At 68.9% G+C, this 24,274-nt stretch carries 22 protein-coding genes and 1 pseudogene; 7 read left to right on the top strand and 16 right to left on the bottom strand.

The window, feature by feature from the left end:
- The 3 genes from ACFXN1_RS47605 to ACFXN1_RS47595 all read right to left on the bottom strand — a co-directional run.
- Window positions 1–221 (bottom strand): winged helix-turn-helix domain-containing protein (locus ACFXN1_RS47605; RefSeq protein WP_379464014.1); only part of this gene is annotated, 221 nt, incomplete at its 3' end.
- Between the two features lie 64 nt (window positions 222–285).
- Window positions 286–648 (bottom strand): nuclear transport factor 2 family protein, encoded by a 363-nt coding sequence (locus ACFXN1_RS47600; RefSeq protein ID WP_379398594.1) that lies wholly within the window; start codon window positions 646–648, stop codon window positions 286–288.
- Between the two features lie 29 nt (window positions 649–677).
- Window positions 678–2,294 carry an aldehyde dehydrogenase family protein gene (locus ACFXN1_RS47595; RefSeq protein WP_379438410.1) on the bottom strand — a complete coding sequence of 539 codons (1,617 nt, stop codon included), beginning with the start codon at window positions 2,292–2,294 and terminating at the stop codon, window positions 678–680.
- Between ACFXN1_RS47595 and ACFXN1_RS47590 the strand changes: the two genes are divergently transcribed.
- Genes ACFXN1_RS47590 through ACFXN1_RS47580 form a run of 3 tightly spaced genes read left to right on the top strand, consistent with a single transcriptional unit; the run spans window position 2,293 to window position 5,064 of the window.
- Window positions 2,293–3,606, top strand: coding sequence for an MFS transporter (locus ACFXN1_RS47590; RefSeq protein ID WP_379438412.1), 1,314 nt, complete (start codon window positions 2,293–2,295; stop codon window positions 3,604–3,606). The two genes, ACFXN1_RS47595 and ACFXN1_RS47590, sit on opposite strands and share 2 nt — an antisense overlap.
- 27 nt (window positions 3,607–3,633) lie before the next feature.
- Window positions 3,634–4,590, top strand: coding sequence for an alpha/beta hydrolase (locus ACFXN1_RS47585; protein WP_379438413.1), 957 nt, complete (start codon window positions 3,634–3,636; stop codon window positions 4,588–4,590).
- Between the two features lie 36 nt (window positions 4,591–4,626).
- The gene (locus ACFXN1_RS47580) at window positions 4,627–5,064 is read left to right on the top strand and encodes a nuclear transport factor 2 family protein (protein ID WP_379398586.1); all 438 of its coding nucleotides are present in this window, start codon (window positions 4,627–4,629) and stop codon (window positions 5,062–5,064) included.
- On the opposite strand, the gene ACFXN1_RS47575 is transcribed toward ACFXN1_RS47580, so the two are convergent.
- The 5 genes from ACFXN1_RS47575 to ACFXN1_RS47555 form a co-directional block, all read right to left on the bottom strand.
- Complete coding sequence (locus ACFXN1_RS47575; RefSeq protein ID WP_379438415.1) at window positions 5,054–8,272, bottom strand: BTAD domain-containing putative transcriptional regulator; 3,219 nt, start codon at window positions 8,270–8,272, stop codon at window positions 5,054–5,056. The two genes, ACFXN1_RS47580 and ACFXN1_RS47575, sit on opposite strands and share 11 nt — an antisense overlap.
- Before the next feature lie 120 nt (window positions 8,273–8,392).
- On the bottom strand, window positions 8,393–8,980 hold the full coding sequence (locus ACFXN1_RS47570; protein WP_379438416.1) for a DUF308 domain-containing protein: 588 nt from the start codon (window positions 8,978–8,980) through the stop codon (window positions 8,393–8,395).
- A 45-nt stretch (window positions 8,981–9,025) separates the two neighbouring features.
- Window positions 9,026–9,169 (bottom strand): hypothetical protein, encoded by a 144-nt coding sequence (locus ACFXN1_RS47565; RefSeq protein ID WP_379438418.1) that lies wholly within the window; start codon window positions 9,167–9,169, stop codon window positions 9,026–9,028.
- Window positions 9,170–9,174: 5 nt separating this feature from the next.
- Entirely contained in the window at window positions 9,175–9,597 is a 423-nt protein-coding gene (locus ACFXN1_RS47560) for an alpha/beta fold hydrolase (protein ID WP_379438420.1), read from the bottom strand.
- The gene (locus tag ACFXN1_RS47555) at window positions 9,597–10,025 is read right to left on the bottom strand and encodes a hypothetical protein (protein ID WP_379438421.1); all 429 of its coding nucleotides are present in this window, start codon (window positions 10,023–10,025) and stop codon (window positions 9,597–9,599) included. The genes ACFXN1_RS47560 and ACFXN1_RS47555 overlap by 1 nt, the downstream gene beginning before the upstream one ends.
- A 129-nt stretch (window positions 10,026–10,154) precedes the next feature.
- On the opposite strand from ACFXN1_RS47555, the gene ACFXN1_RS47550 reads away from it, so the two are divergent.
- Window positions 10,155–12,869, top strand: coding sequence for an ATP-binding protein (locus ACFXN1_RS47550; RefSeq protein ID WP_379438423.1), 2,715 nt, complete (start codon window positions 10,155–10,157; stop codon window positions 12,867–12,869).
- Between the two features lie 69 nt (window positions 12,870–12,938).
- Complete coding sequence (locus ACFXN1_RS47545; RefSeq protein ID WP_379438424.1) at window positions 12,939–13,985, top strand: alpha/beta fold hydrolase; 1,047 nt, start codon at window positions 12,939–12,941, stop codon at window positions 13,983–13,985.
- A gap of 98 nt (window positions 13,986–14,083) precedes the next feature.
- On the opposite strand, the gene ACFXN1_RS47540 is transcribed toward ACFXN1_RS47545, so the two are convergent.
- The 6 genes from ACFXN1_RS47540 to ACFXN1_RS47515 all read right to left on the bottom strand — a co-directional run bounded on the left by ACFXN1_RS47540 (window position 14,084) and on the right by ACFXN1_RS47515 (window position 19,565).
- Window positions 14,084–15,526 (bottom strand): aldehyde dehydrogenase, encoded by a 1,443-nt coding sequence (locus ACFXN1_RS47540; protein ID WP_379438426.1) that lies wholly within the window; start codon window positions 15,524–15,526, stop codon window positions 14,084–14,086.
- Window positions 15,523–16,998, bottom strand: coding sequence for a dihydrolipoyl dehydrogenase family protein (locus ACFXN1_RS47535; RefSeq protein WP_379438427.1), 1,476 nt, complete (start codon window positions 16,996–16,998; stop codon window positions 15,523–15,525). The genes ACFXN1_RS47540 and ACFXN1_RS47535 overlap by 4 nt, the downstream gene beginning before the upstream one ends.
- Window positions 16,999–17,020: 22 nt before the next feature.
- Window positions 17,021–17,467: a VOC family protein gene (locus tag ACFXN1_RS47530; protein ID WP_379438429.1), complete on the bottom strand. Its 447-nt coding sequence runs from the start codon at window positions 17,465–17,467 to the stop codon at window positions 17,021–17,023.
- 34 nt (window positions 17,468–17,501) lie between these two features.
- The gene (locus ACFXN1_RS47525; RefSeq protein WP_379438430.1) at window positions 17,502–18,353 is read right to left on the bottom strand and encodes an alpha/beta fold hydrolase; all 852 of its coding nucleotides are present in this window, start codon (window positions 18,351–18,353) and stop codon (window positions 17,502–17,504) included.
- Window position 18,354: 1 nt separating this feature from the next.
- Entirely contained in the window at window positions 18,355–18,561 is a 207-nt protein-coding gene (locus tag ACFXN1_RS47520) for a hypothetical protein (RefSeq protein ID WP_379438432.1), read from the bottom strand.
- Window positions 18,562–18,725: 164 nt separating this feature from the next.
- A complete protein-coding gene (locus ACFXN1_RS47515) occupies window positions 18,726–19,565 on the bottom strand; it encodes a helix-turn-helix domain-containing protein (RefSeq protein ID WP_379438434.1) in 840 nt (279 codons plus the stop codon).
- 136 nt (window positions 19,566–19,701) lie between these two features.
- Between ACFXN1_RS47515 and ACFXN1_RS47510 the strand changes: the two genes are divergently transcribed.
- Window positions 19,702–20,403, top strand: a complete 702-nt coding sequence (locus ACFXN1_RS47510; protein WP_379438435.1) for an SDR family NAD(P)-dependent oxidoreductase — start codon at window positions 19,702–19,704, stop codon at window positions 20,401–20,403.
- Between the two features lie 94 nt (window positions 20,404–20,497).
- Here the strand turns inward: ACFXN1_RS47510 and ACFXN1_RS47505 are convergent, their stop codons facing one another.
- Entirely contained in the window at window positions 20,498–22,096 is a 1,599-nt protein-coding gene (locus ACFXN1_RS47505; protein ID WP_379438437.1) for a GMC family oxidoreductase, read from the bottom strand.
- A gap of 141 nt (window positions 22,097–22,237) precedes the next feature.
- On the bottom strand, window positions 22,238–23,143 hold the full coding sequence (locus ACFXN1_RS47500; RefSeq protein ID WP_379438438.1) for a LysR family transcriptional regulator: 906 nt from the start codon (window positions 23,141–23,143) through the stop codon (window positions 22,238–22,240).
- An 80-nt stretch (window positions 23,144–23,223) separates the two neighbouring features.
- Between ACFXN1_RS47500 and ACFXN1_RS47495 the strand changes: the two are divergent.
- Window positions 23,224–24,274, top strand: a pseudogene (locus tag ACFXN1_RS47495) (hypothetical protein); the annotation flags it as partial.

Below are 24,274 nucleotides of genomic sequence, written 5' to 3'. Positions count from 1 at the left end.
GCCGTACGCAGTCGGCTCACCAGGGCCTGGAGCGCATTCTCGACTCGCGCCGGCGGATCCCCGTCCCAGATCCCGTCGATCAGCAGCCCGGTCGGAACCGTCGTCCCGGCGCGAAGTGCCAGCAGCGCCAGCAAGCTTCGCAACCGTGGGCCGATGATCGCGAACTCGCGCCCGTCGGCCGCGATCACCGAGACCGGGCCGAGCACCCTCACCTGCACCACGTGACACCTCCACATGACCTCCCGTCCATGATCACTGGAATCCGTGGCCGCTGTCGAACGGGATTCACACGACGGGGTGGCCGCCGACGACACTGGCGGGCACCCGTTCGCGCACCTGCCAGTGTTCGACGATCAGGGCATCCTGGATGCGGAAGACATCCACGACCACCGTGCCGCGATCCCCCGGTCCGGTTGTGAAGAGGCTGTGCGCGAACACCAGATCTCCGGTGGCGGCGATACGGCGCAGGTCGAACCGGGCGTGCGGGAACCGCTGCCGCACACCGCTGATCAGCTCGATCAATGCCCGGCGGCCGTCGGGCAGGCTCGGACCGTGCTCGACCAGCTCGTCGGCGACGAAGCGATCGGCCAGATCGGCGCGGCCCCGATTCCACAGCAGTTCGAGGTAGTCGACGACGAGTGCGGTCATCTCGGTGCGGCCATGCGGTGGTCGAGCGATCAAGCGCTCGTCTCGATCATGACGGTCTTCTGCTCGGTGTAGGCCTCCAGCGCGGTGCGCCCGCCCTCCCGGCCCAACCCCGAGGTCTTGTACCCGCCGATCGGGGCATTGGGCATGAAGGTGTAGCCGTTGATGCCGACCGCTCCGGTGCGGATGCGGCGGGCCAGCCGAAAGGCGCGCCCGATGTCGGCGGTGTAAATGCCTGCGGCGAGCCCGTATTCGGTGTCGTTGGCGATCCGGACCGCCTCGTCCTCGTCGCTGAACGGGATGACGGCCAGCACCGGCCCGAAGATCTCCTCCTGTGCCAACCGGATGCCGTTGTCGACCTGGGTGAAGATGGTCGGGTTCAGATAGTTGCCGGCGCTCAGCGCATCGCTCGGCCGATCGCCGCCGAGCAGCAGGTGCGCCCCCTCGGCGGTGCCGGACTCGATGTAGTCCAGCACCTTCACCAGTTGCTGCTTGTTGATCAGCGGTGACGCGTTCGTGGCCGGGTCGAACGGGTCGCCGTACCGCACCGATGCCGCGATCTCCCGTGCGCCGTCGAGGAATTCGTCGTAGCAGTCGACGTGCACGAGCGCCCGGGTCTGGGCGGTGCACTGCTGTCCGGACATGCCCAGCGCGATCATGCGCATCACAGCCTTCCCAGCCTCGCGAACGTCCGCGTCGGGGAAGATCAGGCTGGGGCTCTTGCCGCCGAGCTCCAGGGTGACGCGTTTGATGTCCCGCCCGCTGGCCTCGAGAATCCGGCCGCCAACCCCGCGACTGCCCGTGAAGCTGATCTTGTCGACGCCGGGATGGGTGATCAGCGCCTCGCCGGACTTGGCACCGACGCCGGTGACGAGATTGAAAACGCCGGGAGGCAAATCCAATTGATCGATCAGTTCGGTGATCGCGAGGCTGCTGAGGCTCGCATATTCGGAGGGTTTGAGCACGACCGTGCAGCCGGCGGCCAGCGCGGGTGCGACCTTGTTGGCCAGCTGCAGCACCGGCGCGTTCCAGGGCACGATGGCCCCGACCACGCCGACCGGTTCGCGGAAACTCAGGTACTGCAGGTCACTTCGCTCGGTGTACTGCGGATAGGTCTCCCCGCCGAGTTTGTCGATCCAGCCGAGGTGGTGATCGAACACGTCCGCGGCGACCTCGGCCGAGAGCCGGTACTGGGTGGTGAAAGAGATCGGCATGCCGTTCTCGAGCGTCTGGATCCTGCTCAGCCGTGGTGCGGCCTCGCGCAGCAATCGCACCAGTGGTTCGAGGATCGCCTTGCGCTCCTTGGCCCGCAGCCGCGGCCACGGGCCCTCGTCGAAGGCTCGCCGCGCCGCGCTGACGGCCCGATCGACATCGGCGGCCGAGGCGTCGGCAATGGTGGTGACCTCCTCGTTGGTCGCGGGGCTGAGGTGCTGCCAGCACGCATCGGAATCGGAATCGACCCACCGGCCGTCGATGTAGAGCCGCCCCGGGGCGATCTCGAGAGCATCCCGGTGCGGAAGAACGGAAAACTCGAGCCGGCTGACATTGTCGGTATTCGTCATGTCGACCACACTCACCGGCTCTGCGGACACGGGACTGGCACCCGGCGACAGTCCGGTATCAGTGGCCGCGATCAGTCTTGCGGGCATGGTGGAGAATATGATCCGGCCCGGCCCCGGGAGGGCTGCCCGTGCCGCGAGCTATCGACTTCCGCGCATGGCGGCGTTCTGGCTACTGGTGGCCGCACTGGCCCTGATGCTGTTCGCTTCCTCGGCGCCGTCGCCGCTGTATCCCGTCTATCAGCAGCAGTGGCATTACTCCTCGCTGGTATCGACGGGCGTGTACGCGATCAATGTCCTTGCCCTGCTCGCCACTCTGCTGGTGGCCGGATCGCTGTCCGACCATATCGGACGCCGGCCGGTGCTGTTCGCCGCCGCGGTGACGGCGCTGGCCGGGACGCTGATCTTCGCCGAGGCGCAGTCGGTGGCATGGCTTTTCGTGGCGCGCGGCATTCAGGGCATTGCGGCCGGGCTGTCCACCGGAGCGATCAGCGCGGCATTGATCGATCTGCAACCGCCGGGTTCACGGCTGGGCGTCCTGATGTCCAGTGTGGCCGCCGGAGCCGGGTCGGCCGCGGGCGCGATGGCCTGCGGACTGCTGGTGACCTACGCGCCGGCACCCACCCACCTGGTGTTCTGGCTACTGGCGGCTGCCTATCTGGTGCTGATCGTGGGCGTCACGATGATGCCCGAGACGGCCGCGCCGGACGGTCGTGCGCTGGACTCGCTGATTCCGAAAGTCTCGGTGCCGCAATCGGTCCGGTCGGTCTTCCGGACGCTGCTGCCGTCCATCGTCGCCACCTGGGCGCTGGGCGGGCTGTATCTGTCGCTCGGTGGGGCGCTCATGCGTGCGCAGTTCCATCTGAACAGCCCGCTGGCCGGCGGGCTGGTGATCGTCGCGCTGCAAGGCGCGTCGCTCACCGCCGCCGTCTTCACCCGCAACTGGACCATCGAGCGGGCACTGGGCCGAGGCCCGGCCTTCCTGGTCACGGGTGTCGTGATCGCCTTGACCGGCGTCGCGACGCATGAGGTGTGGCTGTTCCTCGTCGGCAGCAGTATCGCCGGACTCGGCACCGGACCGACCTTCACCGGCATCCTGCGGATGCTCACCGGGTTGACCGAGGCCGATCGGCGAGCCGAGGTGATCACGGCGACCTATGTGGCGGCGTACCTCGCGTTCAGCCTGCCCGCCGTCCTCGCCGGACTCTGCCTGAGCCGATTCAACCTGTCCGCCACGGCCTTCGGCTACGGCGTGATCGTGCTCGCCCTCGAACTCGTCGCGGTGCTCAGCAGCGCCCGGCATCGGGGCGCACTGAGCACCCTCACCGGTGCCCCGCCCTGTCCGGCGCCATGCCCCGGCACCGTCGCGGCGAACCCGCGCGTCGTCGCCGCGCACGCCTGACCACGACGCATCACGAAAGGAACCTCGATGACCATGGCACAGCGATTCCTGCACGCCGATCCCACCCGGCGTGAGCCGGTCCGATTCGCCAGCGGGACTGCGACCCTGGCCGGCCACCTGTACCGGCCGCCGACGGCAGCGCCCGGCGAACGTACGCCGGGTGTGGTGATGTGCGGGCCGATCAGCAGCGTCAAGGAACAGACGCTGCCGCACTACGCCGAGCGGTTCAGCGACGCCGGATACACGGTGCTGACCTTCGATCCCCGCAATTTCGGTGAGAGCGAAGGGGAACCACGCCATCGCTACGACCCCAATCTGGTCATCGCCGACTATGCGAACGCCATCAGCTATCTGCTCACACGGCCGGATGTGGATCCGGAACGGATTGCGGCCGTGGGTGTCTGCATGGGTGGAGGCTATGCCGTCTCCGTCGGAGCCCGGGACAAGCGGCTGAGGGCCGTGGTGAGCATCGCCGGCGGGTACAACATCGGCGGGACCTTTCAGCAGGGCCTCGGCATCGAAGGCTTCGCGGCCTACTTCCGGCGGGTCAACGATCTGGTCCAGCGCCAGTACGAGACCGGCGAGATCGCTTACATACCAACCATTGCCGAGGAGCTGACCGAGCAGATTCCGGTGGCGGTCATGCCGAACCCGGAGGCGTACGGCTACTACGACCGCACCAGCAGGACCGAAGCACCCAATTGGCCGCGGACGCTGACCGCGGATTCACTCGAACCGTATTTCATCTACAACTCGATCGTGCACGCCCCGCTGGTCGCGCCCACCCCGCTGCAGATCATCCACGGCACCGGGGATACCGCACTGCTGCCGGAATATGCCCGCCAGGTCCACGATGCCGCCCGCGGGGAGAAGGAGCTGGTCTGGATCGAGACCAGCAACCACATCGAACTCTACGACCAGGACCCTTACGTCTCCGAGGCCGTCGGCCACGCCCTGCGCTGGCTCGACCGCCATCTGGCCTGAGACGAATCATCCACCACGACAGGAGAACTCGACATCATGAGTGCTGTGCAGGATCGGCTCGACATCATCGGGACTTGCTCCCTCATGGCCTGGCTCGCCGATCACCGGGACTGGGACCGGCTGGGCGAGGTCTTCACCCAGGAGGCCGTCCTGGACTACACCAGCCTCAACGGCGGCGAGCCGGTGACGCTGACACCCGCGCAGATCGGCGCCGCGTGGTCGCAGGTCCTGGGCAAGTTCGACGCGACCCACCACATGATCTCCAACCACCTGGTGACCGTGGACGGCGACACCGCCGTCTGCACCGCCTACTTCCAGGCCACGCACATCCTCGCCGATCGATTCGGCGCGCCGACATGGACATTGGGCGGAACCTATCGGTTCGATCTGACCCGCGCGGCGGGCGACTGGCGGATCCGCGCGGTCGTGATGAGCGCGACCTGGGGCCGAGGCAACCGGGGGCTCATCTCGTAGCGTCCGCAACGGCGAGCGCGGCGTGTTCGACCTCGATGAGCAGCGCCTCCAGCGCGGTGTCGTCGCCTTCGCCCGAGATCGTCTCGAATGCCTTGTCGCCGAGTACGTTCCGGGCCAGCGCCAGCGCTCGCTCGCCGTCTGGTCCGAGCACCGTGCGGCCCTCGCGCCGGTACTCCCGTCGCAGGATGCCGATGATCCGCGCGGCCAGCTCGGGCAGGCCCAAGGCGAGAGCCGCCAGCGCATGCCCGAAAGCCATGTCCAACAGCAACAGCGGGCTCACGGAGATCGCATCCTCTCGACCGATCCGCAAATGGTCGACGGCCGGACCTGTCCGGCCCGCCTCCAGCAATACGGTCGCGTAGGTGACACGCCAATAGACCGGCGAATACATGCGAAGGAGACTGCGGTGGGCGGTGATCGGCACTGTATCCGCGAAAACCTGTCCGAAGAGATCGAGTGCGCGGTTGGTCCGCCCTTCCCGCCACGCCAGGTGGCCCAGGATCAGACGCCGGTCGTTGACCAGGCCGTTGGTCAGCTCTGCGGGATCGATCCGGTCGGCCCGGGCGAGGTAACCGGCGGCACCCGCGATATCGCCGTCGGCGAGATACAGGTTCGCGGCGCCGGCCAACGTTCGGAACTGCACATCGGCACTCAGTTCGGCGGTCAGCAGCTCCGTCGCGCGGCTGATCAACGGCGCGGCGCAGCGGACTCCGTGCCAGATGGTGCGCAGTTGCGCCAACGTGAGCAACGCCGTGCTCAGCGTGCGCGGGTCACCGGATTCGCTCAGGCAGTCCACGGCCGTTTCGAGGTCGGTGAAGATGTGCGCGATCGGCTTGGCGTCGACATCCTCGAACGCCCGCAGCATCAGCGCATAGCCGCGTAGTCCGCCGTCCTCGTCGATCGCGCAGCGGTCGAGCAGACTCGGATCGCCACGGTGATGCTCCCGCAAAGCCAGGATCAGCACGAAGAACGGATGCACGCCGCGTGGTTCGGCCATCGCCACCCGAATCAGTTGTTCGAATTCCGCGGAAGTGTCGGAGATCGACTCCGCTACGACTGCCATCGTCGGGTCCGGGAATTCTTCGGCGTACCGGCACATCAGAAACGATCCCGTGCAGCCGGGCGGTATCCGCGCGCCTGCGACGCCGAGCACCTCGGATCGCCAGGCCGACATCTGGGTTCGCTGTCCGCGCAGCAACCAGTACAAGGCCAGATCACCGAACAGCCGCACCGCGAATTCCGGTGCCTGATGCCGCACCGCCCAGCCCAGAGCCGCTTCACAGTTGCCGTGTTCGGCGGCGAATCGGTGCAGCCATTCGTGCTGGGCGGCCCCACGCAATTCCCGCGCGCCGACCTCGCTGAAGTCGACGAACCACGCGGCATGCGCGCGTTCCCACCGCTCGGTCTCGCCCACCCGGGTCAGTTCCTCCGCCGCGTAGGCGCGAATGGTGTCGAGCATCCGATAACGCCGGCCGTCGAATTCCACCAGTGACATCGCGACCAGTCCGGCCAGCCGATCGGCGACGGCCTCGGCATCGTCGAAGTCTGTTCCGCACACCCCCACGACAGCCTCCAAGGTTGCGCCGCCGGCGAAAACCGAAACGCGGCGGGCCAACTCGGCATCGGCGGCGGGCAGCAGCTCCCAGCTCCAGGCGACCATTGCCCGCAGCGAGCGATGCCGAGGCGCCGCCCCGCGGGATCCGTTGGCCAGCAGGCCGAAACGATCGTCGAGCCGGTCGGCGAGCGCCTGTGGTGACAGGCCGTGCAGCCTGGCGGCGGCGAGCTCGAGCGCCAGCGGCACCCCGTCGAGCCTGCGCACGACGGCCGCGACCGCACGGCAATTGTCCTCGGACAGTTCGAAATCCGGCCGCACCGCGATTGCGCGATCCAGGAACAGCCGGACGGCGGTACAGGTGGCGACCTCCTCGACGGTCGCTGCCACCACGGGTACAGGCAGGGCCCGCACCGGGTACAGCTGTTCACAATCCACCGACAGCAGCCGACGACTGGTCGCGACAACCGTCAGCAGCGGAAGCCGATCCAGCAGATCGGCCACCAGGTCGGCCGCCGCGGCGATCAGGTGCTCGCAATTGTCCAGAATGAGCAGCATCCGCCGTTGCCCCAGCGTACGGACCAGCAGATCGATCCAGTCCTGGCCGGGCTCATCGGTGATCACGCCCGGTGCGACGGCGGCGAAAACCGCTGCCGCAACCGCATTCCGGCCTTTGGCGCCCGGGCGTTCCGGCGTGACCGCCGACAGTTCGGCGAAAGCGACTCCGTCCGGCCACTGTTCGGGACGTGCGAGTACCAGTTCGGTGGCCAGCCTGGTCTTGCCGATACCGCCGGGGCCGACCAGCGTCACCAGCCGGTGCCGCTGGAGCAACCCAGCGATCTCGGGGACCTCCGTGACGCGTCCGACGAAGCTGGTGAGCCGGCGAGGCGACGCCGGCACGCCGCGGGCGACGCGGGGCGGTTCGGATGGCAGATCGAGTTCCGCGACCGCGCGGCGCAGCACCGCCGACGGTTCGACGCCGCGTTCGGTGCGCAGCAACCGCTCGATGCGACGAAACTCCTGCAGCGCATCGGATGTGCGCCCGGCGGCGGCCAGCGCCGTCACCAGGCGAGCCGCGAGCGACTCCCGGAACGGGTGTGCGGCCGACTCGGCGGCCAGCCCCCGCACGACCTCCGCGGCCCGTCCGAGCGCGAGGAAGGCATCGGCGTGCAACTCGATCGCCGTCAGCCGCCGCTCGGCGAGCACCTCGGCCGCAACGCGCAGCGCCGCGGTCTCGACGACCTCGCCGAGCGCCGGGCCGCGGCACAGTCCCAGCGCCCGATCCAATGCCACCACGGCATCGTCCGGCCTGCCCTTCGACAGCGCATCGCGCCCGGCGTCGAGCAATCGCGCGAACCGAATCGCATCCACCGCTTCGGGTTCGACCGCCAGCAGGTATCCCGGTTCCACCCACACCACGGCGTCCTGCCCGGTGATCGCCCGCAGCCGTTTCACCAAGGTTTGCAGCGAATTCTCGGGTGAGACAGGCAGCTGCTCACCCCACACCGCATCGATCAGCCTCGATACCGGGACCACATTCCCGGCCTCGAGCGCCAGCATGGCCAGCAGCGCCGACAGCCGCGTCCCGCGCACCCCGGCAATCACCCCATCGCCGGAGATCATCTCCACCGCCCCCAGCAGCCTGATCCGAATCAACCTGTGCCACCTTCTGTTCCCGTTCGCCCGCCGACGGCGTACAGGATGCGCTCCCCCGCTGGCAATGAGCCGTCAGTGTCGTAGCAGCCGCAGATCGCAGCGGTACACCGATGACATCGCCTACACCTGTCCGGTCGTTCGCTGGGAGCGCGACTTCCAGACCAGTAGTGCGGCTTGGGCTATGAAGAAGATGCCGCCGCCGGTGGCGTAGACGGACAGGACATCCAGGGATGGAGAGGGGGCGGTGGCCTGAGCGACATAGACGGCGCCGACCAGGAAGGACAGGCCGCCGGAGATGAGGGTGGGCCACTGCTTGCCCAGGGTGGGGCCACGGCGGTAGAGGCCGACTGCGAGTTGAGCCGCGCCGGATACCGTTGCCCAGATACCGAATACGGCCAGGACGGCGGCCACGCCGCCGGCGGTTCCGGCGATGCCCAGGGCGATGGCGGCCAGGGTGCTCAGGGCGCCGTTGAGGGCGGTCACACGGCGTTCGGAGCCCTCCGGTACCGCGAGCCAGTCGATGGCGGAGGACACCGCGTCGATGAGGGGGTAGGCGATCAGCAGGGTGAGCGCGACGGCATTCAGGGGGTCGTGGGCCGCGGCGAAGGCGAGGGCCCATGCGATGGCCAGGAGGCCGCGGACCAGGGACAGGCGGATCAGCGACGAGCGCCCGGATATCGAAACAGGCTGTACCGCAGTGGTGTTCATGGAACTCTTCCATTCGATCGGGGTGGAGCAGGAAAGGCAGTGGGATCACCAGCCGATGAGATCCCGTGCGGTGGGTCCCCGCCCGTGCAGTACCGCGAGCTCGGCCCAGCTCCAGAGCGCTGCCGGACCAGCGAAAACCATTGCCGCACCGACCTGCTCGCCCCAGCGGAACGCACGAAACGGGGACATATCGATCACTCCTTGGGTGAGAAGACGAATTCCCGGACCGCGCGGTCGAAGCGCCGGGGTTCTTCCAGATGCCCGCTGTGTTCCAGGACGGCCAGTCGCGAATTGGGGATCAGTTCGTGCAGTTCCAGACCCCAGCGCGGTCCGCAGATGACATCGTGGCGGCCCACGATGACCAGGGCCGGGACGGTCAGGTTCGGCAGATCGGCGCGGTCGTCGACGAGATCGGGAGTCAGGTCCGCGTCCAATCCCGAGATGTGGCCGGCCCGTAGCCCTTTCCGGAAGACGGCCCACCGTTGTTCGTCGCCCCAGTAGTCGGCGAAATAGGACGGCAGGATGCCGCGCGACCGCTGGAGAATGCCGTCGGAATCGACGGTGTGGACGCCCGGCGCGAGCCGTCCGGTGTCTCGGATCGAGTGCGGCGCGGACATCACTTCGCCCGCAGCGGGCCGGCGAACGACTTGCGCAGCGAGGACGGTCCGACCAGCGGCAGCAGCGCCGCCAGCAGCTTGCCCTTGAAGGCCTGCGGAGTCCGGGTCAGTTCGACATCGACCCGGGTACCGCCCGATTCCGGCGTGGCCCGGAAGACCCAGCCGCCGCCCGCGCCGAAGAGCTTGGAATCCAGGGTGGTGATGGTGACCGTGTCGCCGTCCGGATCCCACTGGTAGCGGGCGCGTTCCCAGGCGGCGGCCGTGCCTTCGGTGACCTCGGCCCAGGTCTCGCCGCGGTCGTGGACGACGAAATGCTCGGCGTCGATGCTCGGCCACGCCTCGGTGCGGGTGGGGCCGAAGTCGGTGAGCACCCGCACGACCTCGGCGGGAGTCAGTGTGGACAGGAGGTGAAAACGTACCGTAGCCATGGAAATACCTTCGCCGCCGCGGGCAGGCGGCCGAATCTGTCAGTTGACGTTGAGGTGACGTAATCCTGTTTCGGTAAGGTCGCGACCGGTCCCGTACGTCGTCACGGGTCCAGGAGGAGAGCACCACCCATGCCGATGGTCGGACGAGACACCGAGCTGAAAGTCCTGGCCGCACTCGTGGACGGCCCGGGCGACCGGAGCGGCATCCTGATCGAGGGGGAACCCGGAATCGGCAAGTCGTCACTCGTCGAGGAGACGGTCGCCATCGCGGCCGCCACGGGGCTGCGGGTGCTGCGGACCGCGGGTGTGGAAGCCGAACACGGCCTCGACTACGCCGGGCTGCAGCGGCTGCTGTACCCGCTGCGCCGCACGTTCGATGCCCTGCCGGCGCGCCAGTTCGAGTCGCTGACAACCGCCCTGGGCATGTCGGATGCCGTCGGCGAGCCCAGCCCGCACCTGGTGGGGCTCGCCGCCCTGACACTGCTGGCCGATCTGGCGGCCGAACGGCCGCTGCTGGTCGTCGCCGAGGACGTGCACTGGCTCGATCCCGCCAGCGCCGAGGTCCTCGCCTTCGTCGCGCGCCGCATCCACTCCGAACCCGTCGCCATGGTCGCCACCGTGCGCGACGGCACGAACTCGCCGCTGTGCGAGGCCGAGCTGACCGCCATGCGGCTCGGCCCACTGTCCGATGAGGACGCGAACGCCGTGCTCGACAGCACCGCACCGGAGCTGCCCGCCCAGGTCCGCCGCCTGGTGCTCGCCGAGGCGCACGGCAACCCGCTCGCCCTGACCGAACTGCCCACGGCCGTGGGGGATCTCGCCGAACCGGCGCCGACGCTCCCGTTGACCGAACGCCTCGAACGAGCGTTCTCGGCGCGCAGTGCTGCGTTGCCCGAGCGCACCCGATCGGCATTGCTGGTCGCGGCGCTCGACGACGACGATTCGGTCGCCGAAACACTCACCGCCGCAGCGATTCTCCTGGGATCCGAGGTCGGGTCCGATATTCTCACCCCCGCGGTGGCGGCCCGATTGATCGATATCGGTTCCGGCACAGTGACTTTCCGCCATCCGCTGGTCCGCTCGGCCCTCGTGGCGGCGGCGACGGACGAGGAGCGCCGCCGCGCGCATCTGGCGCTCGCCGACCTGCTCACCGGGTCTCCGGATCGCCAGGTGTGGCATCGGGCGGCGGGTACCGCCGGAGCCGATGAGGAGGTGGCGGCGGCACTCGAGGACGTCGCCGAGCGGTCCCGGCACCGCGGCGGTGCGGTCGCGGCGCTGGAGCGGGCCGCCGCGCTCAGCGCCACTCCCGGCCGGCGCGCGGATCGCCTGCTGCGCGCGGCCGAACTGGCCGTCGACTCCGGTCACCGCGACACGGCCGACCGACTGGTCGACACCGCGCGAACCCTCCCCCTCACCCCCGCGCAGGAGGCCACCGCGAAGTGGCTGCTCAGCGGATTCGAGGACGGCATGCGCGAAAGTCCGTCGCGCATCGGCGAACTGGCCGCGCTCGCGGCCTCGGTCGCCGCCGACGGGTATCCGGATCCCGCGCTGCGGATCATGTGGGGCGCGGCCATGCGGTGCTTCTGGTCCGAACCCGGGCCCGAGACCCGGCGCGCGGTCCTCGCGGTCGCCGACACCTTCGGCATTCCCGACGGTGACCCGCGCAAGCTGGCGATCGACTCGATCGTGGCCCCGTTCGAACGCGGCGAACAGGTGCTGCGCCACCTGCGGGCGCTGGCCGCGACCACAGGCCGCGATCCGGAGGTCGATCACTTTCTCAGCAGCGCGGCATACCAGGTCGGCGCCTTCGACCTCGCGGCGCAGTTCGCCGGCGCCGCCGCACCCGGATTCCGTTCCGCCGGACGGCTCGGGCTGCTGACCCGGGCCCTCGCGATCCAGGCCTGGAGCCTGGCCAGGCTCGGTGACCTCGCCGCCGCCGCGCCCATCGCGGCCGAGGCCGCGGCCTTCGCCCGCGAGACCGCGGCGCCGTTCATGCATGCGGTGGTCATCGCGGTACAGGCCGAAATCGCTGCTCTGCGTGGGGATTATCCGCAGGCCGCCGAGCTCACGGCGGATGCCGAACGGACCGGACTGGCCGCCGGTGCGCGGCCCGTGCTGGCCACCGTGCAGCTCACCCGGGGGCTGATCGCGCTCGGTGAGGGCCGATTCGACGACGCCTTCACCGATCTGGCCCGCATCCACGATCCGCGCGACCCGTCGTATTCGCCGGCGCTGCGCCCGTGTTTCCTCACCGAACTCGCCGAGGCAGCGGTCCGCGCCGGGCAGACCGACGCCGCGGCGGAGCTGCTGCGCGGCCTGGAACCGGTGGCGGAGTCCACGTCGTCGCCCGCCCTGCACATCGGAATGCGGTATGCCCGAGCGGTGCTCGCCGGTGACTCGGCCGGCAAGCTGTTCACCGCCGCGCTGGAGGCGGATCTCACCGGGTGGCCCGCCGAACGCGGCCGCCTGCATCTCGCCTATGGCGAGTGGCTGCGGCGGCAGCGCCGGGTGGTGGAGTCCCGCACCCATTTGCGCACGGCCCGAGAGACTTTCGATGCCCTGGGCTTCACGGCGTGGAGCGAACGTGCCCGCCTGGAACTGCGCAGTGCGGGCGAATCGAGCCCGAACCGCGATCCGGATGCCCGCGAGCGGCTCACCCCGCACGAGCTGAGCATCGCGCAGCTGGCGGCGCAGGGGCTGACCAATCGGGAGATCGGGCAGCGGCTGTACCTGTCGCACCGGACCGTCAGCACCCACCTGCATCGCATCTTCCCGAAGCTCGGTATCAGTTCGCGCGGTGACCTCGCGGCGCTGCTGCCGACCGAGGACGAGCCGGCGCGGTAGCCCAACCGACACCGAGTACGTCATCCGACGCTCGCGACACCGGTCGCCCGGTTCCTAGCGTCTGATGACATGAACATCAGCAGACGATTTTTCGGTGGTGCGCTCGCAGCGGGCGCGGCGAGCCTGGCCGCGGCCTCGCTGAGCGCCTGCGGCACGGATTCCGCGACCGCGCCGGCGACCACTCCGGTCGGCGCGGACCTGCGGAAGGGCTCGGGCGCGAATACGACACTGGGACCGATCAAACAGATCGACGCCGGCGTCCTCAGCGTCGGCTACGCGGAATTCGGGCCCAGCACCGGGCAGCCCGTGATCCTGTTGCACGGCTGGCCCTACGACGCCTACAGCTACGCCGATGTCGGTCCGCTGCTGGCGGCGGCCGGGTACCGGGTCCTCGTCCCGTTCCTGCGCGGCTACGGCCCGACCACCTTCCTGTCCGCGCAGACCGTCCGCAACGGCCAGCAGTCGGCGATCGCGCGCGACATCGTCGACTTCATGGACGCGCTGCACATCGACAAGGCCGTGCTCGGTGGATTCGATTGGGGCGCACGCACGGTCGACATCATCGCCGCGCTGTGGCCGCAGCGCGTCAAGGCGATGGTCGCGGTGAGCGGGTACATCGTCACGCAGCAGGCAGCACAGCAGCAGCCGCTGCCGCCGGAGGCCGAACTCGGCTGGTGGTACCAGTACTACTTCGCCACCGAACGCGGTCGCCTCGGCTACACCCGCAATCGGCACGACTTCAACAAGCTGATCTGGAAGCGCGCGTCCCCGACGTGGAGTTTCGACGACGCGACTTACGACCGCACCGCGGCCGCCTTCGACAATCCCGACCACGTCGACATCGTCATCACCAATTATCGGTGGCGCTTGAGCCTGGCCCCGGGCGAGCCGCAATACGACGTCTACGAACAACAACTCGCCACCGGACCGGCCATCACCGTGCCCGCGATCACCATCGGCAGCGACTTCGACGGAGCGGCCAAGGACGGAAAGCCTTACGCCGCCAAGTACACCGGTAAACATGAGCACCGCGTCCTCGACGGCATCGGGCACAACGTCCCGCAGGAGGCGCCACGTCCGTTCGCGCAGGCGATCATCGACGCCGACCACCTCTGACATACCGCGAACCGCCGGGCCCGGCAGCTGCCGCTGGGCCCGGCGGTTCGCTGTCCGGTCTCGCCGGACCCGATCGCACGCACCGCCTTACAAGGGCGTCAGACGGTGATCGTCTGATACTCGGTGTACTGGCCCAAACCGACGGCGCCGTACTCGCGGCCGATGCCGCTGGTCTTGAATCCGCCGAAGGGGCCGTCGAATCCGATCGGCGCACCGTTGATGGTGACCGTGCCGGTCCGGATTCGGCGGGCAACGGCCAGCGCCGCGGTCTCGTCAGCCGACCAGACGCCACCGGAGAGTCCGTAGTCGGAGTCGTTGGCGATGCGCACCGCGTCGTCGATGTCGTCATAGGCGAGCACGACCAGGACCGGGCCGAAGATTTCCTCGCGGGCGATGCGCATGGCCGGTGTGACGTCGGCGAAAACAGTTGGGGTGACATAGAAGCCGTCCCGCAGTCCGGGCGGGACCTGCGGACCGCCGCAGACCAGGCGCGCGCCTTCGGCAATACCGGCCTCGATGTAGTCGCGGACCCGCTGTTGCTGATCGCCGCGCACCATCGGCCCGATGAAGGTTTCCGGGTCGCGCGGATCACCGACCGGCAAGGACTCGACCAACGCCGTCAGCGCCGCGACCACCTCCTCGTAGCGGGAGCGCGGGGCCAGGATCCGCGTCTGGGCGATACACGACTCTCCATTGTTCAGCAGCGCACCGAACTTCAGGCCGTTCATCACCGCCGTCAGATCCGCATCGGGCAGGATCACCGCCGGCGATTTGCCGCCCAGTTCGAGACTCACCCGTTTGAGCTGGGTGCCGGCGATGGACGCGATCCGGCGACCGGCCTCGGTCGAGCCGGTGAACGCGATCTTGTCCACACGCGGATGGGAGATCAGGTACTCGCTCGTTTCCCGATCCGCGGGCAGCACGCTGATCACGCCTTCCGGCAGGCCGATTCGATCCACCAGCTCGGCCAGCAAACCCATGCTCAGCGAATTCTCCGGAGACACCTTCAGCACCACCGAATTTCCGGCGAGCAGGGCGGGCAGGATCTTCGACGTCGCCGAGGAGAAGGGCGAATTCCACGGGATCACCGCCGCCACCACGCCGACCGGTTCGCGCCGGACCACGCTGCGCCCACCGGTATCCGGGTCCGACGGGGTGAGCGTGTACTCCCAGTCGCAATTCTCGGCGGCCGCGAAGTAGGCATTCGCCTGCCGGGTCAGACCGGCCTGGCCTGCCTTGGTGAACCATGCGGCGGAACCGTTCTCGTCGGTGATGAGCTCGGCGATCCGGTCGGCCTGCTCCTCGCGCAGCTCGTTGAACCGTCGCAGCGCCGCGATTCGCTCGGCGGGCGGGGTGTCACGCCAGACGCGGCCCTCGAAGGCCGCGTGCGCCGCCGCCACCGCGCGGTCCACATCGGCGGGTTGCGCCTGCGCCGCCCAGCCGATGACCGATCGGTCGTGCGGCGAGAGGATCTCCAGCAGTGCCGGTTCGCTGGGTTCGGTCCACGAACCGCCGACGTAGAGCCGATCGTAGGTGATCATCTGGTTTCTCCTGCGGTCGGCGAATTCTGTTGGTCGCGATAGGTTTCCAGCAGCCGGAGCCAGACTTCGCTGATGGTGGGGAAGGACGGCACCGCATGCCAGAGGCGGTCGAGGGGGACCTCGCCGGCGATGGCGATGGTGGCCGAGTGCAGCAGTTCGGCGACGCCCGGTCCGGCGAAGGTCGCGCCGACGATGACCCGGCGGTCCGGGTCGATCAGGACCCTGGCCCGTCCCCGATATCCGGGATCGTGCTGGATCGCACCCGCGACCCGGCCGATGTCGTAGTCGACGACGTCCACATCGCGCCCGGCGCGCGCGGCGTCGTCGGTGGTGAGACCCACCGCCGCGATCTCCGGGTCGGTGAACACGACCTGCGGCGCCGCTTCGAGGTCGGCGGTCCCCGCGTGGCGGCCCCAGCGTCCGGTGTCCAGCGCCAGCCCGCGTGCGCGGGCGGCGATGACCGTCCCGGCGATGCGGGCCTGGTACTTGCCCTGATGGGTCAGCAGCGCACGGTGATTCACGTCCCCGACCGCGTACAACCACTCCCCGTCGACCGCGGTCACGGTGAAGGTGTCGTCGGTGGTGAGCCACTGGCCGGGTGTCAGGCCGACCGTGTCGAGGCCGAGGTCGTCGGTCCGGGGTGCGCGTCCGGTCGCGAGCAAGAGTTCATCGGCGGCCAGCCGGGTGCCGTCGGCGAGGGTGAGGTGGATGCTGTCGTCGGGTCCGCCCGCGCGTTCGGCGGAGGTGATGGTGGTACCGAACCGCAGGTCCACTCCGGCGTCCCGGAGCTGCTCGGCGACCAGGTCCGCGGCGAAGGCTTCGACACGGCCCAGCAGCCGGGGTTCGCGGGCGATGAGGGTGACCCGCGAGCCCAATGCCTGCCAGGCGGCGGCCATCTCGGTGGCGACGACTCCGGCTCCCAGAATCGCGAGCCGGTCCGGTACCTCGCGGGCGCTGGTGGCTTCGCGACTCGTCCACGGCCGCACGGCATCCAGGCCCGGCAGTGGCGGCAGAGCGGCCGACGTACCGGTGCACACGGCCACCGCATACCGGGCGGTGAGCCGCACGGCCTCGCCTTCTGGCGTCTCGACCGTCACCCGCCGGGGTCCCGCGAGCCGGCCGTGGCCGCGAATGAGTTCTACATCGACCGAGGCGAGCCAGTCGAGCTGGTCCCGGTCGTCCCAGTCGGCCACCATCCGGTCGCGATGCTTCAGCACAGCGGCCGCGTCGAGGGGTCCGGTGACCGCCTCCCCGACACCGGGGAAGCGGGCGGCCTCGCGGTAGAGCAGCGCGGGACGCAGCAGCGCCTTGCTGGGTTCGCATGCCCAGTACGAGCATTCGCCGCCCACCAGTTCGGATTCGACGATCACGGTGCTCAACCCGGCGGCGCGGGCGCGGTCGGCGACATTCTCACCGACCGGCCCGGCCCCGACGACCACGACGTCGTAGGTACGAACTTCCTTGTCGGACATGGTGTTCCCTTCGATGGCCGAGTCAGCGGCCGGGTGCGCGCTGCGTGATTTCCTGCAGGAACCAGTCGTTGCCGTCCGGATCGGTGAACGCGGCGAACGATCCGTAGCTGCGTCGCTGCGGATCCGCTCCGGGGACCCGGCTTTCGGTTCCGGCATGGTGGAACACGCCGGTGGCATCGCGGAACGGTCCGTCCACGGCGATCCCGCGTTCGGTCAACTCGGCGACGGCCTTCTCGATACCGGTGACGATCAGATGCAGGCCCCGCAGGGATCCGGGCTCGGCCGCGGTGACGCCGGTGCCGAAGATGATCGAGCACTCCGAGCCGGGCGGGGTGACCTGCACGACGCGATAACCGTCGTCCACGGGGAAATCGGCGTCGAGACGGAAGCCGAGGCGCTCGGTGTAGAAGGCCTTGGCGCGGTCGACGTCGGCGACGGGCAGGACAACGACTTCCAGTTTCATATCCATGATTCGTGTTCTCCTCGAACGTCTTTCGCGATTGTCAGTGAGCGGAATTCTTGGCGGCCTGCTCGATCACCTCGGCCACCCGATCGGGGTGCGAGACGGCCACCGAGTGCGAGGCCGCGATCTCGGTGACCTGTGCGTGCGCCCGCTCGGCCATGAACCGTTGTGCCGCAACGGGGATGTTGAGGTCCTGGGTGGTGATCACGTCCCAGCTGGGCTTGTCGGTCCAGGCGGCGACGGTGGCCTTCTCCTCGAGCGCGGCCTGCAGGATCGGGCGCTGGGCGGCGGCGGCCAGCGCGGCGCGGTCGGCGGGGACGTCGGCGGCGAACTGGTCGTGGAACTTGGCCTGCTGGATGTACAGGTCGGTGCCGGTGCTGCCGTCGGGATTGGTGAACGGGACCGGGTCGAGCGTGCCCGGCAGGGTGGACCCGGGGAACTTGTTGGTCAGCTCCAGCGCGGTCTCGCCGGGTGCGGGCAGAAACGCCGCCACGTACACCAGGGCTTTGACCTGATCGCTGCCGGCCGCGGCGGCGCTGATGACCGATCCGCCGTAGGAGTGCCCGACCAGCACGACGGGTCCGTTGATGTGGCTGATCAGCCCCCGCAGGGTGGTGGCGTCGGCGGCGGGCCCGCGCAGCGGATCGGCTGCCGCGACAACCGGATAGTGGTCCTTGCGGAGTTGGTCGATGACATCGTTCCAGCTCGATCCGTCCGCGAACGCGCCGTGCACCAGCACGACGGTCGGCTTGGGCGCGTCCTCGGTCGGCCCGGCATGCGTGGTGGTGCTCGCGGTGCACGCGACGGCGAGGCTTCCGGCCGCGACCGCCGCCGTGACCGCCGCGACCGCCCGGCCCGCGCGCCGCATCCGTGGGTGTCGAATGTCGACCATGTCATTGTCCTTTCGAGGTGAAGCACGTTGTGCGGCTTCCACTCTGGTTTCCGCTCCCCCACCGCCACATCTGTCGGCTGACGCTGACCATGACGTAGTCGTCACCTGGCGATCGATGCAGCAGCCAGGCCAGCGAGACCTGTGCGGGTATGGCGCCGACCCCGGCCACAGGGCCGTCGGCGACGGCGTACTGGGATGTGGCTGTCATCAGTGGGACCCCTTCCTCTTCGCGAGCCGTGAATCGCGGGCGCGAGCGTCCGCGACGAGGAAGATAGGTTTCGCGGGAAGGCCGCGGCGAGCGTCGAATGACGTAATTACTGTCGGTCAGGCCGAGTTCGGGTGACGTAGTCCAACGGCGTCCGGCCCGAATGATCAGCCGACGGCGGTTCGGGTTCCGAGGGCGGTGAGCAGGGAAAGGCGTTCGGCGTCTGCGCTGCCGGGCTCGGCGGTGTCGATCATGATTCGCAGGTCGCAGCCCGCCACCGTGAGGACGGCGCAGTCCAGGGTCAAAGCGCCCGCTGTCGGGTGGTCGATGGTCTTGACCGTGATGTCGTAGCCGGCGACGGCGCCGGACTCCCAGAGTGCGGCGAAGCGGGGGCTGTGGGTGCGCAGGTCAGCGATGAGGTGGCGCAGGCGCTGGTCGGCGGGGTAGCGGGCCTCGGCGGCGCGCAGGTCGGATACCAGTGCGGTTTCGAGGGATTCGAGGGTGTCCGGTGCGTAGCGGCCGACGGAGCCGGGGCCGATGAAATGCCGCCACACCCGGTTGCGTTCGTTGCCCTGCCAGGTCGTGGAATCGCCCAGCAGCGCCGTGCATGCCGGATTCGCTTGCAACAGTGTCCAGGACGCGTCGAACACGGCGACCGGGATGCCGACCAGCCGATCCAGCATGCGCTGTACAGCGGGCGGGATGGCGGTCGGGACGGTTCCGGGCTCGGGCAGTACCAGTCCGGCCAGCCGATACAGGTGCGCGCGCTCGTCGGCCGACAAGCGAAAGGCCCGCGCCAGCGCCTCGACCACCTGGGGCGAGGGGTTGGATGCTCGGCCCTGTTCGAGCCGGGTGACGTAGTCGACGGAAATACCGGCCAGCAGCGCCAGTTCCTCACGGCGCAGGCCGGGCGCTCGGCGCGCGCCATTCGCCGACAGCCCTACGGCGTCGGGCGATACCTGATCGCGCCAGCGCCGCACCGCTACTCCGAATTCCGCTGTGGCCATGGGATTCATTCTGCCCGTTCGCCGATCCGCTCACCGTCGGCATACTGCCCGGAATCGACCGTCCCAGCCTGGTATCGACAGTCCCAGGAAGATCAGGCGACTGGCTGATGCCGCCGGGCGGCGCGAATCTGAGGACATGACAACAACGCTCATTACCGGCGCCAACAAGGGGCTGGGTTTCGAAACCGCCCGTCAGCTCGTCGCGGCGGGGCACACGGTGTACGTCGGCAGCCGCGAAGCCGAACGTGGCCGGCTCGCCGCGGCGGAAATCGGGGCCCGCTCCGTCCAGCTGGATGTCACCGACGACGCGTCCGTCGCCGCGGCGGCGAAGATCATCGAGGCGGACGGCGGACTCGACGTCCTGGTCAACAACGCGGGCATCGATATCGAGGGCAATGGCGCGGTCCACCTGGCTGAGGTCACAGCCGAAATGATGCGAACGGTATTCGACACCAATGTTTTCGGCGTCGTGCGCGTCGTGCACGCGTTCCTGCCGCTGCTACGGCAATCCACCGCACCGGTCATCGTCAATGTCAGCAGCTCCCTGGCCTCGATGACCCGCGGCACCACCCCGGGCACCCATACCTACGCCTATCCCGGATTGTCCTATCCCGCATCGAAAACCGCGCTGAACAGAATCACCGTGCAATACGCGAAAGCGTTCCCGGATATTCGGATCAACGCGGTGGAGCCCGGATACACCGCGACCGACCTCAACGCCCACGCGGGCAGGCAGACCGTCGAGGAGGGTGCCGAGATCATCGTACGGATGGCCCGCATTCCCCAAAACGGGCCCACCGGAGGCTATTTCGATGCCTCCGGAACGCTGCCCTGGTAGCGCCCGAGAATCAGCCATCACCGTCAGCGAACTCAGCAGCAGTAACCGCGGGCACGCCACTGGCGCACACTGATCCGCTGAATTCCACACGGGCTCAGGCCAGGATGATCGAGGCGGCGTGTTCGCCGATCATCATGGTGGCCGCGTTGGTGTTGCCGCCGACGATGCTCGGCATGATCGAGGCGTCGGCGACGCGCAGTCCGTCCACTCCGCGCACCCGGAGCGTCGGGTCTACGACCGCGCGGTCGTCCACACCCATGCGGCAGGTGCCGACGGGGTGATAGACGGTGGTTGCGCGGTTGGGGACTTCGGCGGCCAGCTCCGTGCGGGCGGGGTATTGCGGACCCGGAGAGATCTCGGTGTCCACCGCGCCATTGATCGACTTCGCGGCCATGACCTCTCGGGTCAGTTCCATGCCGTACACGAGCGTGTCCACGTCGCGCTGCTCGGCGAGATAGTTGGGGTCGATGGCGGGCGCCGCGGTGGGGTCGGCCGACGCCAGGCGCAGCGTGCCCCGGCTCTGCGGGTAGATCATCGTCACCAGGACGGTCAGTGACCGGCGCGGATCGGGGGTGTGGCGGATCGGGGCATCCTGATTGGGGCCGGGATAGCTCCACGGCAGCACGTGCAGTTGCAGATCGGGCGCCCCGGCCGCATGCGGGGTGCGCAGGAACGCGACGACTTCGAACACGCTGCGCGCCAGCCAGGTGCTGTTGTTGCGCAACGACTCCCGCAGAAACGCCCGGGCGAAATAACCCGCGGACGAACGGCGCACGGCGGTCGGCATGGCGAAGGTCATCGGCACGAACAGGTGGTCGTGCAGGTTGTCGCCCACCGGGAGGTCGGCGACGACGTCGATGCCGAAGGCGCGGAGATGGTCGGCCGGTCCGATGCCCGAGAGCATGAGCAGCTGCGGGGAGCCGAATGTGCCTGCGCTGACGATGATCTCGCGCTCGGCACGCAGTACTTCGCTGCCCTGCTCGGTCCGGTATTCCACACCGGTGGCCCGCCCGTTCTCGATCACAATGCGCGTCACGTGCGTATTCGTTAGCACAGTAAGGTTTTTCGGGCGATCGTCGAGATAACCGACCGCGGTGCTGTAGCGCAACCCGTTGCTGTTGCTCTGCTGGAAGATCGAGACGCCTTCCTGCTCGGCGCCGTTGTAGTCGGGGTTGCGCGGCAGGTCGGTGGTTTCGGCCAGCGCCTCCATGAACGACTCCGACGCGGGCGTCAGATCGCGCGCCCGGATCACCTTGATCGGACCTGCGCCACCGCGGAACTCGCTCGCGCCGTCCTCGAACGACTCGAATTTCTTGAAGCTCGGCAGCACGTCCTCATACGACCAGCCGCTGTTGCCCTCGCCGGCCCAGTCGTCGAAATTCCGCCGGTTGCCGCGCACGAACACCATGCCGTTGACCGAGCTCGAACCACCGACCACCTTGCCGTGCGTCTGCGGGATGGTACGGCCCAGGGCATGCTTCTGCTCGACGGTGTAGTGGCCCCAGTCGATCCGCTTCTTCAGCTGCGGCACGCTGTGCATCGGGCCGATCATGCCGGGCTTGCGCACCAGCCGGCTGTTGTCACGACCGCCCGCCTCGAGCAGCGTGACAGCGGCGCCGGTCTCGGCCAGCCTGCGAGCAATAATGGCCCCGGCGCTCCCGGAACCGATGATGATGTAGTCCGTCGCCGCCATGACCAGCCTTTCTGTCCGCACAGGTCTCGCCGCGAGTCACCGACGAAACTGGAACATGTTGCGAAAGTACTCGAAAGCGGCCGCCCAGGAACCCGTTTCAGGGCACGGATAGGCGGAGTTGGTTCGGTTGGCGTCCGGGCATCACCGCGAGTGCACGGCGCTGAGCACGAATTCGTTCACGCACCTGACGAACGCCTGGCAGGCGGCCGAGACCGGGGCTCGGGGCGCCACCAGGTTGACCTGCCGCCGCAGTTCCGCGTCGGATACTTGCCGCAGCACCAGGCTCGCGTCCCGGTCGGCATGCGACCGGGCGACGGACTCCGGCAGCAACGCCACACCCAGACCCTGACGGACGAACTGGGCCACCTGCTCGACTCGGGTCACCTCGAACGCGACATGCCTTGTCACACTGGTGAATCCGCGGTCGGTCTCGTGGCGCAGGCCGTAGCCGGGCGGGAAGTCGATGAACGGGCAGGCCGCCAGGTCGTGCACGGAGACCGACGCGCCCGGCGACGCCGGATGATCGACCGGCAGCACCGCGACCAACGGCTCGCTCAGCAGCGGGGTGAATTCCACGTGCGCCATGGCCGATTCGACGGCCAGTCCCACGATCGCGACATCGAGCTTCCGGTCGCGCACCGCACCGACCAGCAGGTCACTGCCGCCGCTGCGCAGTGTCACGCTCACCTCCGGATAGCGGGCGTGGAAGGCCGCCATGAGCGCGGCGACATCCAGCAGCTCCGGCGGCACCTCCATCAGCCCCACGGTCAACCGGCCACGCACGGCGCCGTGCAGCGCTTGCGCGTCGATGACGAGCCGGTCCACTCCGGCGAGCACCTGCCGGATCTGCGGCAGCAGCGCCTCCCCCTCCGGGGTCGGGACGACCGACCGGGTGGTGCGCGCGAACAGCCGCACCCCGAGCTCGTCCTCGAGTTTGCGCACCTGCTGGCTCAGCGCCGACTGCACGACGAACAGATCGGCGGCCGCCTTGGTGAAACTGCCGAGCTCGGCCACGGCGACCACATAGCGCAATTGCTGAAGGTTCATCCGATCAATCACTCTCGATGATGAATACGATCAGATTTATACCTTGGACTGGATAGTTCGGGCGGCCCAGAATCATCGGCATGCCCGCGCACCCCGATCTCCGACCCTCCCCCACAGCCCCGGTGCCGCTGCGCCCGCACAGCGGTCCGCGTGCCAACGATTGCTCGGATCCCGCTGTGCGCGAGCGCATTACCGGCGAGTTCACGGCCCTGCCGTTCCTGGGCACGCTGACCTGCTCGACCCACACCCTCACCGCGGGCGCGACGGAGGAACTGGTGCTGACCTACACCGTCGGCAGCTCCGGGATCGCCGACAGCGGATGGCTCAAGCTCTGCTTCCGGTACTACTCGGACTGGGACCTACAGGTCGGCGACCCCGCCGGACGCGACTACGCGAGCGCGCGGCTGATACACCGCTCGCTGGTCGGCGGCGCGTCACCGGACAGCGCTGCCACCGCACGGCGCCTGGACGTGCGCTACGACGTGAAGGGCGGCGAGCGCCCCTTCCAGAAATCCGTCCTCGTCCATGTGGTGGACGGGTACCTGCGACCCGGTGACGTGATCGAAATCCGGCTCGGAGACCGGCGTTCCGGTGGTCCCGGTACGCGGGTGCAGACCTTCGTGGAGGATGCCTTCGCCTTCCATCTGTTCGTGGATCCGCTCGGCACCTCCCGCATGGCACACGCCGGCGCCTGCCATCTCGCTATCGTGCCCGGCCCGCCCGAACGCCTGGTCGTGCACGGCCCCCGGTTGGTGCGCGCCGATGCCGGGGCGGTCGACCTGCACGCGCATCTGCAGGACCGCTGGGGCAACGCCTGCCGCGACCTGCCCGTCCGCCTGCGCGCCACCCGCGCGGACCGCACCGTCGCCATCGCGACCACGCCTGCGACGGGCTGGGCGTGCGCCACCCTCACCGTGCCGCCGGTCGGCGACACCGACGAGATCCTGGTGGCGGCCGAATTCGACGGCGGCGCAGTCGCCTCCGCGCGCTGCCACCTCGATACCATCGCCGGCCTGCCGGCACCGCGCGCGTTCTTCGCCGACCTGCACGTGCACTCCGACGACACCGTCGGAACCCAGGACACCGCATGGAATCTCGCCTACGGACGCGAGATCGGCGCGCTGGATGTGC

The organism is Nocardia sp. NPDC059154 (assembly GCF_042755705.1).
Taxonomy (GTDB): domain Bacteria; phylum Actinomycetota; class Actinomycetes; order Mycobacteriales; family Mycobacteriaceae; genus Nocardia.
This window is presented reverse-complemented; position numbering and strand designations above follow the sequence as displayed.